We start from the raw sequence: 13,286 nt of genomic DNA on the forward strand, positions 1-13,286 counted from the left end.
TGGTAGACGCAACGGACTTGAACTGACGCTTGAGTGCGCCGGGGGAAACCCCGGACGTAGAACCGCTCAAATTCGGGGAACCCTGTCAGATGGCGATCCCGAGCCAAGCCCTGCGCGGCCACGCCGCGTTGGGAAGGTGTAGAGACTAGACGGGCGGCGCCTACGGCCAGCTGGCCAGGGCGAAGGGATAGTCCAGACCACGAACGCCGACGCACCGTCGGCGGCGGCGAAAGCCGAAGTGGTACGAAAATCCGTAGGGCCGCAAGGCTCGTGCCGGTTCGACCCCGGCCGCCCGCACCACCCGTCTCCGTTCCCGCCCGCCGCCGCGGCTAGCGGACCGCGCGGGGCCATTGCGAGGACCCGAACCGGCTCTGGAGGCGGCCGAGCTCGGCGATGGACTCCATCCTCCGGCAGTCCGAAAGCCGCGTCACGACCGCGCTCGTCCGGCGCTTGAAGGGGGAGCGGGCAAGCGGCTTGCCTGTCAGCGGATCGCCGAAGCGGCGGTCCCATTCGCCCGCGCGTCCGTAGGCGCCGCCGCCGCCGAGCTTCACCGCGGCATGCATGGCGTTCCGGGTCACGAGCCCGACGCCCTGTTCCTTGAGCGCGTAGCGGAATAGGTCGTCGGCGGCTTCGCGGCGGCCGGGCTGGCCCACGGCGTAGAGCCAGTCGTGCACCACGGCGGCCTCCACGTTGTCGCCGAACACGTCGATCAGCCGGTCGGCGAGAGGCGGTATCGACGCGAAGTCGGTCATGTAGCCCTTCGGAACGAGGATCACGTCGCCGGTCGGCGGGTAGCAGTAGAGCCAGTCCTGCATGACGATCGCCGCGCGCCGCTTCTCGATGCGATGGTCGCGCACGATCCGGACCTGGATGCCCGTCATGTCGCCCTGCGCAGCGTATTGAGACCACGCCGGCGGCGTGAGCAGGGCGAGCGCGGCGAGGGCGCCGGCCGCCAGTCCCCGGATCCTGCGGTCAGCCGGCATCCTTCATCCTCATGGTCACGTCGATGACATCCCGCATCGGGATGGTGATGTACCGGCCGGGGGCGCCCGGCAGGCTCTCGGGCGAGGCGGGGTGGTCGCCCGTCGCCTCGACCGACGGCTCCACCACCAGCACATCGGCGGCGCCCGGCGTGGCGACGGCGCACACGGCGAGGCGGTTCTGGGCGGACGGTCGGCGGAAGGCGTAGGCCTGGGCCGGATCCTGCTTGAAGGCCCGAAGCTCGGCGAGGTCGACCTTGAGGTCGTCGTCCCGGCAGACGAGGCCCGAGGCCTTCACCACGCGCCCCAGCACCGCGCGCTCGCCGGCGCCGGCCTTCCAGCGCACATAGTCGTCGAAGACGTAGAGCGAGCGCGGGATGTCGATCCGCGTATGCCCCGACACCTTCCGCGCGTCGTCGGGGTGCAGGAGGTCGCCGCTGGAGACGATGCGGATCTTCAGGTCCGCAGGGTCCGCGCCGGTCAGCGAGCGGATGAGGCTGGCCTGGAACGTGACGAGCGGCGCAGCCTGGGAGGTGCCGCTCAGGGCGACCGCGGGCCCTGCGTCCGAGGTCCAGGACTCCAGGTTGCAGCCGGGGGCCGCGACGTCGACGTTCGTGGAGCCGATGTTGGTGAAGCTGGTGAGCCGTCCGGCCGGGTCCGTGGCCGCGACGGTGATCACCGAGGCCGCGACGCCGATCCCGCCCCTGGCGGCCGGCTGGTAGTCGGCCGCGTTGCCGCGCCGGTCGTTGCCGGCGGCGACCACGAAGAGGTGCCGGCCCACCCCCTTCATGTCGGAGGCCTCGTCCAGGAACGTGAAGCTGGCGGGAATGCCGCTCGCCCGGCCGTCGTAGGTGAGGCTCAGGTTCACGATCCGGGAGCCCTGGAGCAGCAGCAGCTGGGAGCTCAGTTCCCGCTGTGAGCCGGCCATCAGCGTGGCCGAACCGCGGCCGACGTTGAGCTGGGTGAGCTTCAGCCACCCGACGCCCGGGCCGTACACCCTGGACCGGTGCGGGAGAAATTCCGTCCCGCCCAGCACCAGGCCGGTGACGTGGGTGCCGTGGCCGCTGAGCGGACCCGCCGGGCTGAGCCCGTTCTGATAGTTGACGGGATAGGTCTGCTGGCCCTGGGGGTCCTCGAGCACCGGGCCGAGGCGCCGGCCGTAGGTCGCCGTGTCGAAGTGCCGGCCGTCGAACTCCGGCGTGCGGAAGTCATAGCCGCCGGCCGGCCTGGGCCGGGCCCCGAAGAAGCCGTTGTCGGCGACCATAACGTCGACGGGATGCTCGACCCGCTGGTTCAGCGCCGCCGCCCGCTTCACGGCGAACTCGTAGGCGGCGACGACCGCGGCGGCGTCGAAGGGCCTGACGGGATCGGGGCCGCACTCGGCCGGCTTCTCGGGGACCGCGTCGACCCCGGAGTCGCCGACGTAGGTGACGATGCGGCCGGTGGTCGACGGCCCGAACTGGACATAGTTGGCCACGAGGCGGCCCGAGGCCGGCTTGAGATTCTCGGAGAGCGCCGACGCCTCGTCGGCGGGCAGGATCGAGGCCGCGGTGGCGTAGGGGATCCGAAGCTCGTCGCCGGGCCTCAGGCGCCCCGAGCGGATCACGCCCTCGGGGACGCCGAAGAATTTCGCGTTGGAGGCGGGCGTGCCCTGCACCCCGGTGAAGGCTTCCCGGATCTGCGCATAGGTGTCGCCGCTTTCCGCGACATAGACCTTCGGCGTTTCGAATTTCGCCACATAGGGGCAGTGGATGAAGTCGATCTGGTAGGCCCGCTCGCCGGCGGGCCGCCTGAGGTCGGCGTCGCTGAGGCCGTTCCTCTGCTTGAGCAGCGCCAGATAGTCGGGCGACGCGCGGCCGCAGAGGACCTCGACGATCTCCTGAGGGGTGAAGCGCCCGGCCTCGGGATAGCGGTCGGGACTGAGCCTGGTGGGGGGGACGAAGCCCGCGAAGGTCTCCAGCATCTCGCGGGTCAGATGCGGCCCTGTCGGCCGTACGGCGACGGCCGGCTCCGCCGCGGCCAGGCCCGGCCCGAGACCGAGCCAGAGCGCCGGGGCGAGGGCGAGCCAGGCCCCACCGCGCCTCAGGCGCGACACGGGAACTCCCCCGGCCGCTTGTTCACGCCGCACACGGTGGGCCGCCCGGAGTCCGCGATCCAGCGGTCGGACCAGGTCCGGAAGTCGGACGTCGCGAGGGCCGAATAGCGGCTGGTCAACCCGACCGCGCTGCAGCGTGGGACGGCGATCGAGGAATTCACGGCGACGATCCGCCGGCTCGCCGTCTGGTCCTGCAGCGTCGCGCCGGTCAGCAGCGGCCCGCCCGAGTCGCCGGGGCACAGGGCGGCGTCGCTGGACGTCGCCGATCGCGTCTGCAGATAGTTGCGTTCCGGCCCCGGCGAGGGCCGCCGCGAGATGGCGGCGTTGCCGGCGAGCAGGCTGGCCTTCGCGGGCCCGAACACCGGCTCGCACTGCTCGTTGAACGCCACCTCGGTGCAGCCGTAACCCGTCACCAGCACCCAGTTGAGGCGATCGGGGGAGGTGTCCCGGTCGATGCTCTCGAACTCCAGGGTGCGGTAGGCGTCGAGGGCCTGGAGGTCGAGGCCCAGCAGGCAAAGCGCGTAGTCGGCGCTGTCGCGCGGCGTCCTGGTCGCAGGCTTCGGCGCCGCGGCGTAGGCCGCGTGCATCCGGCACCTGGCGTCGACCGCGGCCCCGTCGAGCTCGATCCTGACGGGCAGTTCGGGCTTGTCCTTGCCGCCGTCCACGCAATGGGCGGCGGTCAGCATCACCCGCGGTCCGACGAGGGTTCCGGTGCAGATGCTGCGTTCGACGACCCGGTCGTTCCGGTCCCGCACCTCGATGACGGCGCCGACCATGGCGGGCCAGTCGCGCGGGCGCACGGGCTCGCCGTTGATGACGCGGACCTCGCCGGGCGGGACGAGGCGCGAGAGCGGACGGAAGACCACGACGGGCGTCGCCTCGTCGGCCGGAGCGGCGGACGCCGCGACCGCCTCCGCCGCCTCCACCGCGTCGGGCGGCGGCCCGCCCGGTCCGCCGCAGGCGGCGAGGCCCCCGGCCACGAGGCCGCATGCCGCCAGCGAACGGAGCGCGCGCCTCATTCGCCTTGCTCCTCGGCGAGCGCGGCTTCCGCCTTCAGCCTGGCCAGCCTGGCCTCGGCCAGGGCGGTTTCGGTCGTGGTGCGGGCGAGTTCGGCCTTCAGGGCGTCGAGCTCACCCGGCGTGTCGGGCGTCTGCGCCTTGATCAGGTCGGCCTTCTTGTTGAGGACGTCGATCTCGAACTGAAGCTTGGCCAGAGCTTCGGCGCGCTGCGCCTTGAGGTCGTCGGCGGCCTTCGTCCGGCGGGCGTCCTCGTAGGCCTTGATCTGGCCGGCGGCGTCGCTGGCCGCCGCGGCCCCCGCCGCGCCCGCCGCCCGGGTCTTCTTGTAGCTGAAGCTGTCGAGCGTGCCGTCGTCCCGCAGGACCAGCGACAGTTCGGCGGCTTCCAGCATCTCGTTCCGGAAGGGCAGGAACCGCAGCTGCCCCAGTTGCGGGGCCGAGACGGGCTGTCCGGAATGGACCGCCTTGGCGCTCGCCGGGCAGTCTCCGGACGCGCTGCGGCAGAGCTTGAGCCGGGCCTCGGCCTGCGATCGGATGAAGATGCCGGGATCGGCGCGGTCGTCGCGGGCCAGCCGGCCCATGGGCCCGGCCGTCCGGACGATCGCGGCGGGCGCGTCCGGCCGGCCCTGCTGGGAGCGCCGGCGGCTGAAGCGCTCCTCCTGGACCTGGACGCCTTCGCGCGCGCACTCGAACCCGCGCTGCGCGCCGGGGACGCAGGCGGGCGTGGCGTGCACGCGCACGAGCTCGGCCGAGACGCCGCTGAAGGCGGCCAGGCACTTGGCGGGGGTGGCGTCCGCGCCCGTGCACTCCGGCCGGGTCCTGGGATCGTCCACGATGGCCCCGGCCGGGGTGAAGTAGGTCTTGAAGACGGGGTGCGCCTTCATGGCCTCGGCCTGATCCGGATGGGCCTTCAGCCATGCCGCGAACCGGCTGGGCCGCAGGACGGTGACCGTCTTCGTCTCGAGCAGGTCCTCGAGCTTTTTGCGGCCGCTGTCGGAGAAGGGCATCCGCCCGGCGAGCGGCGCGTCGAAGGCCTCGGGCCATTGCGTCCGGTCCGACGCCGACAAGCCGGCGAGCAGGTCGGCGCCGGCCTCCTTGGCCTTGTCCAGGTCGCGCTGGGCGTCGTCCATCGCCTGGATGGCGGAGTCCAGCTTGTCGACATGGGCGCTCGTCGCCCGGCGCTGGCCTGCGACGGTCGTGTGCCGGGCGACGTCCGCCGTCGCGACCTTGAGCGTCGTGGCCTTCGTCTTCTGCTCCTCGGCGTTGGCCTTGAACGCCGCGAGCTGGAGGGCCGCGTCGGGCTTGCACGCCACCATGGTCACGCTCTCGGCGTAGGCAGGCAGATCCGCGAACGCCGGCGGGGGCGCAAGCGTCTCGGGACCGCCGGAGACACCGAGCGCGGCCAGGTCCAGCGCCGGCGCGCCGGTGCTCATGGAGGCGACGGCGACCCCGAACTTGACCGCCTCCTTCAGGATGTCGGCCGTCTGGTCGGAGGCGGTCGCATTGATCGCCTTCAAGGTCCCGTTCGGGTGGGTCTGGAAGGCGAAGGCGGAGGTCGCGAAGGGCGCGCTGAGCGCGGGGTAGTCGATGGCGTACGCCTCGCCGCGGACGTAGGCTTCCTTCACCTCGGCCGAGACGCTGACGTCCACCGCGCCGGAGGTCAGCTGAAGCGTCCGCCCGCTCCCGACCGGGACCGGCATGGAGCTCGGGCAGCCTTCCAGCGCCCGCTTCAGCGCGATGTCGTACTTGAGCATCGGCAGGCTGTACGAGACGCCGGTCAGCGCCGACGTCGTGGCGGTGCGATCCCGCACCGGTGTGGTCGAAAGGCTGGTCGCGCAGCCGGCCAGCAAGGCCGCCGCCGACGTCACCAACGCGCAGCGCACAATCATGCCCATCCCCCCGGATACCGACGGTATCGTGACAGTTCAGCCTTGAGTTGTGAAGCGGCGTGACACGCTCGGGTCAGCTCGGCCCGGTTCGAACGGGCGGGCGTTCCGACTTGCCCGCGGCCGGGCGCTCCTGTGTAACCGGCCGGCGGGCCGGGCGTTGGAGCGGGGACCTTCGACATATGAGGTGGAGATGAGGAGAGCTGACGCGAGCGTGCTGGCGGCCGTCCTGGCGCCCGCCCTGATCCTGGGGCTCGCCGGCTGCGAGCAGCGGCAGGCCGAGCCGCCGGCCGAGCAGAGCACGGCGGTGCAGCCGCCGGTGATCGCCACCCCGGCCGGCGGAGCGCCCAGTTCCTTCGCCCCGATCGTCAAGCGGGTCTCGCCGGCGGTCGTGTCGATCGACACCTTGGCGGTGGCCGAGGGCGCGCTGCCCTGGCTGCAGGGGACGCCGCAGGGCGGGCTGCCCGGCTTCGCGGTCCCGGTGCAGCGCGGGGCCGGCTCGGGCTTCATCATCAGCGCCGACGGCTACATCGTCACCAACAACCACGTGGTGGAGGGCGCGCAGGAGATCGTCGCGACCCTGGCGGACGGCCGCCAGCTTCCGGCGCGGCTGGTGGGGCGCGACCCGCCCTCGGACCTGGCGGTGCTGAAGGTGGACGCCCGCGAGCTGCCGTTCGTCAGCTTCGCGCGCTCGGCCCTGCCGGAGGTGGGCGACTGGGTGGTGGCGGTCGGCAACCCCTTCGGCCTGGGCGGCACGGCGACGGCCGGGATCGTCTCGGCGCACGGCCGCGAGATCGGCGAGGCCTACGTCAGCTACCTGCAGATCGACGCGCCCATCAACAGCGGCAACTCGGGCGGGCCGTCCTTCGACCTGCAGGGCCGGGTGGTGGGGGTGAACACCGCGATCTTCTCGCCCAGCGGCGGCTCGGTCGGCATCGGCTTCGCGATCCCCGCGGACCTGGCCGAGAACGTCACCCAGCAGCTCATCAAGTCCGGCCGGGTGACCCGCGGCTACCTCGGCGTGGGGGTCCAGGACCTGACCCCGCCGCTGGCGGCTCGGCTGGGCGCGCGCGGCGCGCGCGGCGGGCTGATCGTCGACGTGGCGCGCGGCGGTCCTGCCGCGGGTGCGCTGCGGCCCGGCGACGTGGTGACGGCGGTGAACGGGGAGGAGATCACCGGCGCCGGCGGGTTGACCCGGGCCATCGCCGCGGCGGCGCCCGGCAGCCGGCTGCGGCTGCAGGTCCTGCGCGGCGGCCGGCGCTCGGAGGTGACGGTCACGGCGGCGCGCCGGCCGGACGACCTGTAGAAGGCCGGTCCCGAGCCGAGCATTTCGGGCCAGCCCCTCCACCATGCTGCGCATGGTCCCCCTCCCCCGGCGGGGGAGGAGGAGGTCAGCGGACGGCGTTCCCCTCGACGGCGATGAGCTCGATGTCGAAGAGGAGCGCGCTGCCGTTCGGGATCGGGTCGCGGTTGCGGTTCCCGTAGGCCAGGTCGGCGGGGATGGCGAACAGCCAGCGCTCGCCGACGCGCATCATCGGCACGCCTTCCTGCCAGCCCTTGATCAGCCGGCCGAGCGGGAAGGTCGCCGGCTCGCCGCGGTCGCGCGAGGAGTCGAACTTGCGCCCGTCGATGAACGTCCCCGTGTAGTGGATGGTCACGGTGGCGCCGGGCTCGGGCCGCGGCGCCGAGGCCGGGGCCCGCTTCAACACCTTGTACTGCAGGCCGCTGTCGGTGGTCTTCCAGCCGTGGCGGCGGGTGTTCCAGGCGAGGTACGCCGCCTGGCCGGCTTCCCAGCGCGCCTGGGGCGAGAGGTCGGCGGCCGGGGCGGACGTCGGCGCGGATGGAGCTGGCGCGCTGGCGCAGGCGGCGACGAGCAGGCCGCCAAGGGCGGCGCAGGCGGCGTGGCGGATCATTTTCTTCCCCGACTCCCCAGGATTTCGGCGAACACCGTCCTGCTTGGAGCGGTTGCGCGCAAGGCCCGACCTGGGCTCAATGGCGCCTTCGTCTGGGGGGCCTCATGAAGTCCAAGCTGTTCGCCGCGGTCGCCGCGTCCGCCATCGTTTCCGCCGCCTGGGCGCAGACGCCGCCCCCGCCGCAGCCGCCCGTCCAGGGACCGGAGGACCAGGCCGCGAGCCCGCAGAACCGCCAGGACCCGCTTCCTCCGCAGACGACCGGCGCAGCCCCGGCCCCGGCCCCGGCCGCCGATCCCGCCAAGTGGGACGTGAACAACCCGCCGACGGTGGGCCAGGTGCGCCAGGTCCCGATCAACGTGGACGAAGGCACCTGGATGGACCTGGACGTCAGCCCCGACGGCCGGACCATCGCCTTCGCCCTGCTGGGCGACATCTACGTCATGCCGATCTCGGGCGGGACGCCGACCCGGATCGCCGAGGGCATGGCCTGGGAGGTGCAGCCGCGCTTCTCGCCGGACGGCAAGCGGATCGCCTTCACCTCGGACCGCGGCGGCGGCGACAACATCTGGGTGATGAACGCCGACGGCTCGGACAAGCGGCAGGTGACCAAGGAGGAGTTCCGCCTGCTGAACCAGCCGGCCTGGAGCCCCGATGGCCGGTTCATCGCCGCCAAGAAGCACTTCACGACCGGCCGCTCGCTCGGCACCGGCGAGGTGTGGCTGTACCACGTCTCGGGCGGCGGCGGCGTGCCGCTGGTCAAGCGGCCGAACGAACAGCACCAGAAGGAGCTGGGCGAGCCGATCTTCGCCCCCGACGGCAAGTCGATCTACTTCACCCGGAACATCACACCGGGCCCGATCTTCGAGTACGCCCAGGACTCCAACACCGACCTGTTCAACATCGAGCGCTACGAGCTGGCGACCGGCGAGACCTCGACAGCGGTGGCCGGGCCGGGCGGGTCGGTGCGGCCGACGCCGTCGCCGGACGGCAAGAAGATCGCCTTCATCCGCCGCGAGCGGACGCAGTCGCGGCTCTATGTGAAGGATCTGGCCTCGGGCGTGGAGCGCAAGGTCTACGACGACCTCGACCGCGACATGCAGGAGACCTGGGCGGTCGTCGGCCTCTATCCGAACCTGGCCTGGACGCCGGATTCCAAGACCCTGGTGTTCTGGGCGGGCGGCAAGATCCGCCGCGTGGACGCCGACGGCGCGAACGCCCGGGTGATCCCCTTCCGGGTGAACGACACCCGCGCGGTGATCGAGGCGCCGCACCCGAAGGTGCAGGTGGCCCCCGACCGCTTCGCCACCAAGATGACCCGCTACGCCGCCGTCTCGCCCGACGGGCGGCAGGTGGTCTACGAGAGCCTCGGCAAGCTCTATGTGAAGCCGATGGCGGGCGGCGCGGCCCGGCGCCTGACGCGCGGCGACGACGGCGCGTTCGAGCTGTTCCCGGCCTGGTCGCGCGACGGCAGAACCATCGCCTTCGTCAGCTGGACCGACGCGGGTCTGGGCCGAATCAAGACGGTGGCCGCCTCGGGCGGGACGGCGCGCGACGTCACGAACCAGCCCGGCCACTACGCCCGGCCGCAGTTCTCGCCGGACGGCCGCACGATCGTGTTCGAGAAGGGCGAGGGCGGCTTCCTGACCGCGCGGGCCTGGTCCGAGAACCCGGGCGTCTATCGCGTGCCCGCCTCGGGCGGGACGCCGGTGCGGATCGCCCGCGACATGGGCGCGCCGCAGTTCGGGGCGGACGGCGAGCGCGTGTTCATGGTGGCCTCCGAGAAGGGCAAGCAGCAGCTCGTCTCCACCGACCTGAACGGTGAGGCCAAGCGCGTCCACGCCCAGGGCGAGCTGGTGACCGACTACAGCGTCTCGCCCGACGGGGCGCTGTTCGCCTTCCGGCAGAACTACGAGGCGCACGTCATGCCGCTGATGCCCGGCGGGCAGGAGGTGGCGGTGGACCTGAAGGGCGGGCCGATGCCGGTCACCCGCGTCAGCCACGGCGGGGCGACGTGGATCCACTGGTCCGACGGCGGCCGGCGCCTGCACTGGAGCGCGGGCCCGACGGTCTACACGGCCGAGAGCGGGAGCTTCTTCCGCAGCGCGCCGGCCGGCGAGGCCGCGGCCAAGTTCGAGCCGCCGACGAGCGGCGTCTCGCTCTCCACCGAGGTCGCCGCCGACAAGCCGACGGGCGTCACGGCCCTGACCGGCGCGCGGATCGTCACCATGGCGGGGAATGGGGCCGGGACGATCGACGACGGCGTGATCGTGATCCGCGGCGACCGCATCGCGGCGGTCGGCCGGCGCGGCGAGGTCGCCATCCCGGCGGGGGCCAGGACGGTCGACGTCACCGGCAAGACGATCATCCCGGGTCTGATCGACGCCCATGCCCACGGCCCCTACGGCGTCGACGAGATGACGCCGCAGCAGAACTGGTCGCTGCTGGTGAACCTGGCCCTGGGGACGACGACGATCCACGATCCCTCGACCCGCGCGGCCGAGGCCTTCGCCGCCCAGGAGATGCAGCGCGCCGGCAAGATCGTCGGCCCGCGGATCTTCTCGACCGGCGAGGTGGTCTACGGCGCCAAGGCCGCCCGCAGCTACGCCGAGATCAACAGCCTGGACGACGCCCTGGCGCACGTGCGGCGACTGAAGGCCCAGGGCGCCCACAGCGTGAAGAACTACAACCAGCCGCGCCGCGAGCAGCGCCAGCAGGTGGTGGAGGCGGCCCGGCGCGAGGGCATGCAGGTGGTGGCCGAGGGCGGCGCCCTGTTCGGCCAGGACATGACCCTGGTGGCCGACGGCAACTCGACCCTCGAGCACAATATCCCGCAGATGAACCTCTACGAGGACGTGCTGAGCTACTTCGGCCAGAGCTCGACCTACTACACCCCGACCCTGGTGGTGACGTTCGGCGGGCTGGACGGGGACCGCTACTGGCGGGCGCACACCGACGTGTTCGACCAGCCGATCGTCAAGGCCCACACCCCGCCCGCGCAGCTCGCCGCCGAGACCGTCCGCCGGCCGATCGCGCCCGAGGGCGACTACGTGGACGACGACAGCGCCCGCGAGGCGCACAAGCTGGCCAAGCGCGGCGTGCCGGTCTCGATCGGGGCGCACGGCCAGCAGGCGGGCATCGGCTCGCACTGGGAGCTGTGGTCTTTCGTGCGCGGCGGCATGAGCCCGGTGGAGGCGCTGCGCGCCGGCACCATCGTGCCCGCCCGCTCGCTGGGCATGGACGCGGACATCGGCTCGCTCGAGGCCGGCAAGCTGGCCGACCTCGTGGTGCTGGACGCCGACCCGACGCAGGACATCCGCAACTCGGAGAAGGTCCACCGGGTGATGCTGGGCGGGCGGCTGTACGATCCGGCCACCATGAACGAGGTGGTCACCGGCGATCGCAAGCGCGCGCCCTACTGGTGGGAATAGGGATCAGCCGCCGAAGCGGACCGACAGCAGGGCGCGGACGGTGGGGGCGCCGATCGGCCAGAGCAGGCCGGACGGCGAGGCCCAGTAGCCGTCGGCGCCGGTGACGTTGGAGGCCAGCAGCCGGAACTGGGCCGGATGGTCGCCGAGCTCGAAGCTGCGGCGGGCGCCGAGGTTGAGCTGCACCTGGGCCGGGGTCTTGAAGGTGTTGCGGCTGTCGGCCCAGCGCTCGCCCCAGTAGCTGAGCTGGGCGTCCACCGACCAGCCGCCGCCCAGCTGGCGCTCGACGCTGGCGTTGGCGACGAGGCTGGAGATGCCGGCCGCGCGGTCGCCGACCACGCCGGCCTCCACCAGCGGCCCCGAGACCTCCGGCCGGAAGGCGACGGTGCCCAGGACGATGCGGGTCTTCTCGCCCAGGCGGCCGGCGAGCGAGCCCTCGACGCCGCGGTGCGCCACCTGGCCCACATGGCCGAACGAGCCGTCGGCGCGGATCCCCATGGTGGGCTTGGAGACGTCGAACAGCGCGCCGATGAACGTCAGGTTGTCGGTGAGGGCGTGGCGGACGCCCAGCTCGAACTGCTCGGCCTCGACCGGGGGCAGAACCTCGTTGCGGTTGGTGGCCGACTGGGGCGCGACGCCGCTTTCCTCCAGGCCCGTCACCCAGCTGCCGAAGAGGGCGGTGCGGCCGGTCAGGCCGACGACGGCCGAGGCGTTGTAGAGCATGGTCTCCTCGGTCCCGCGTGTGCGCACGCCGGCGATCGTCAGCACGTCCTTCTCGTACCGGGTGCGGTGGACGCCCAGCCGCACCTGCAGCCGGTCTCCCCAGGCGAGGCCGTAGCCCAGCGAGCCGGTGACCTGTTCGACCACGTCGAGGCCGCGGCTCCCGCTCCAGGCGGGCTCCTCGGACGGCGCGACGTCGGTGGCCAGGGTGAGCGGGCCGAGCGGGACGGCGAGGCTGCTTGCCAGCTCCACCTCGCTGCGGCGGCCCCGCAGCGAGGCCGAGACGAGGTGATCCACCGGGCCGGTCCCGAAGACGCGGCTGATGCGGGCCTCGCCGGAATCCGAGACGTTCCGCTTGGGCGGCGAGAGGAACAGGGTCGCCTCGGCCGTCCCGTCGGCGCGGGTCTCCACGAGGGTGAAGTCGGTGCGCTCGGTGTCGAAGATCGAGCGGAAGGCGGCCAGGTCCACCGACCAGCCGGCGAGTTCGCCGTCGTAGAGGACGCCCATGTTGGCGTTCATCGCCTCCACCCGAGCCCAGACGGGCGAGTACTCGTGCGTCCGGCGCGCGTCGGGCGGGACGGCGCCGTCGGCCGACTTGAAGGCGTAGTCCCCGTCGTAATCGCGGACGTAGGCGCTGGCGAAGGCGCGCAGCACATGGCCCTCGGCGAGCGCCAGGCGGCCGACGAGGCCGGCGTCCACCGCATCCCCCTCGGTGCCAGCCCCCCAGCGGGCGACCGGCCGCCAGACGATCCCCCCGGCCAGGCCGAAGCGGCCGCCGGCGTCGCTCCACGAGCCGTTCGCCTCGACCGTGGGGGTGCGGTAGTCGCGGACGCCGCCGCCGAGCGTGAGGCTGTTGCGGGCGGCGGGCTCGCGCAGGCGGTAGTTCACCACCCCCGACGGGGCGGGGTAGGCCAGGGCGGCGGCGTTGACGCCCACCCGCACGCCGACGCCCGCCAGGACGGGATCGTTGATCGGCGCGGCGCGGCTGAAATAGGCGTCCTCGATGCGGTAGGCGCCGGAGTTGTTCAGGTCGAAGCCGCGCACCTGGCCTTCGTTGTAGAGCCCGAGCTGCTCGATGCCGACGCGTTCGCCGAAGGCGTCAGCGGCCGAGCGCACGGCGCTGTCCTGGGCCGCGGCGGGGGAGGCGAGGGCGGTGGTGAATAGCAGAACGGTGATACGTGACATCGGTGTAATCCCGGCGAACTGGGCTGTTCAGACCGGGCGGTTTGTCCGATGTTGCGGCCGGGGCGG

The 13,286-nt window shown here is 72.7% G+C and carries 8 protein-coding genes; 2 read left to right on the forward strand and 6 right to left on the reverse strand.

Features of this window, described 5'->3' with window-relative positions; all coding sequences use genetic code 11:
* Positions 1-329: 329 nt before the first annotated feature.
* From PHZ_RS21540 to PHZ_RS05960, 4 genes are read right to left on the reverse strand one after another with little or no spacing between them, the layout of a single operon-like run.
* Positions 330-983: a DUF1353 domain-containing protein gene (locus tag PHZ_RS21540; RefSeq protein ID WP_049758154.1), complete on the reverse strand. Its 654-nt coding sequence runs from the start codon at positions 981-983 to the stop codon at positions 330-332.
* Positions 973-3,075 (reverse strand): S8 family serine peptidase, encoded by a 2,103-nt coding sequence (locus tag PHZ_RS05950; RefSeq protein WP_012521644.1) that lies wholly within the window; start codon positions 3,073-3,075, stop codon positions 973-975. Before PHZ_RS05950 ends, PHZ_RS21540 begins: the two co-directional genes overlap by 11 nt.
* Entirely contained in the window at positions 3,063-4,094 is a 1,032-nt protein-coding gene (locus PHZ_RS05955; RefSeq protein ID WP_012521645.1) for a trypsin-like serine protease, read from the reverse strand. Before PHZ_RS05955 ends, PHZ_RS05950 begins: the two co-directional genes overlap by 13 nt.
* Positions 4,091-5,986: a hypothetical protein gene (locus PHZ_RS05960; RefSeq protein WP_148216805.1), complete on the reverse strand. Its 1,896-nt coding sequence runs from the start codon at positions 5,984-5,986 to the stop codon at positions 4,091-4,093. The genes PHZ_RS05955 and PHZ_RS05960 overlap by 4 nt, the downstream gene beginning before the upstream one ends.
* A 184-nt stretch (positions 5,987-6,170) precedes the next feature.
* Between PHZ_RS05960 and PHZ_RS05970 the strand changes: the two genes are divergently transcribed.
* On the forward strand, positions 6,171-7,283 hold the full coding sequence (locus PHZ_RS05970; RefSeq protein WP_012521647.1) for a S1C family serine protease: 1,113 nt from the start codon (positions 6,171-6,173) through the stop codon (positions 7,281-7,283).
* Positions 7,284-7,368: 85 nt separating this feature from the next.
* On the opposite strand, the gene PHZ_RS05975 is transcribed toward PHZ_RS05970, so the two are convergent.
* Positions 7,369-7,890 (reverse strand): FKBP-type peptidyl-prolyl cis-trans isomerase, encoded by a 522-nt coding sequence (locus tag PHZ_RS05975; RefSeq protein ID WP_012521648.1) that lies wholly within the window; start codon positions 7,888-7,890, stop codon positions 7,369-7,371.
* Between the two features lie 104 nt (positions 7,891-7,994).
* Between PHZ_RS05975 and PHZ_RS05980 the strand changes: the two genes are divergently transcribed.
* Positions 7,995-11,318 (forward strand): amidohydrolase family protein, encoded by a 3,324-nt coding sequence (locus tag PHZ_RS05980; protein ID WP_012521649.1) that lies wholly within the window; start codon positions 7,995-7,997, stop codon positions 11,316-11,318.
* A gap of 3 nt (positions 11,319-11,321) precedes the next feature.
* On the opposite strand, the gene PHZ_RS05985 is transcribed toward PHZ_RS05980, so the two are convergent.
* On the reverse strand, positions 11,322-13,220 hold the full coding sequence (locus PHZ_RS05985; protein WP_012521650.1) for a TonB-dependent receptor domain-containing protein: 1,899 nt from the start codon (positions 13,218-13,220) through the stop codon (positions 11,322-11,324).
* Positions 13,221-13,286: the final 66 nt, after the last annotated feature.

Origin of the sequence: Phenylobacterium zucineum HLK1 (assembly GCF_000017265.1) — a bacterium.
In the GTDB taxonomy this organism is placed as follows: Bacteria; Pseudomonadota; Alphaproteobacteria; order Caulobacterales; family Caulobacteraceae; genus Phenylobacterium; species Phenylobacterium zucineum.

What these genes read in the sequence shown, in the direction of transcription:
- PHZ_RS05980 (WP_012521649.1), top strand. Translation starts at nt 7,995, where the DNA reads ATGAAGTCCAAGCTGTTCGCCGCGGTCGCCGCGTCCGCCATCGTTTCC.
- PHZ_RS05970 (WP_012521647.1), top strand. Translation starts at nt 6,171, where the DNA reads ATGAGGAGAGCTGACGCGAGCGTGCTGGCGGCCGTCCTGGCGCCCGCC.
- PHZ_RS05960 (WP_148216805.1), bottom strand. Translation starts at nt 5,986, where the DNA reads ATGGGCATGATTGTGCGCTGCGCGTTGGTGACGTCGGCGGCGGCCTTG.
- PHZ_RS21540 (WP_049758154.1), bottom strand. Translation starts at nt 983, where the DNA reads ATGCCGGCTGACCGCAGGATCCGGGGACTGGCGGCCGGCGCCCTCGCC.
- PHZ_RS05975 (WP_012521648.1), bottom strand. Translation starts at nt 7,890, where the DNA reads ATGATCCGCCACGCCGCCTGCGCCGCCCTTGGCGGCCTGCTCGTCGCC.
- PHZ_RS05985 (WP_012521650.1), bottom strand. Translation starts at nt 13,220, where the DNA reads ATGTCACGTATCACCGTTCTGCTATTCACCACCGCCCTCGCCTCCCCC.
- PHZ_RS05955 (WP_012521645.1), bottom strand. Translation starts at nt 4,094, where the DNA reads ATGAGGCGCGCGCTCCGTTCGCTGGCGGCATGCGGCCTCGTGGCCGGG.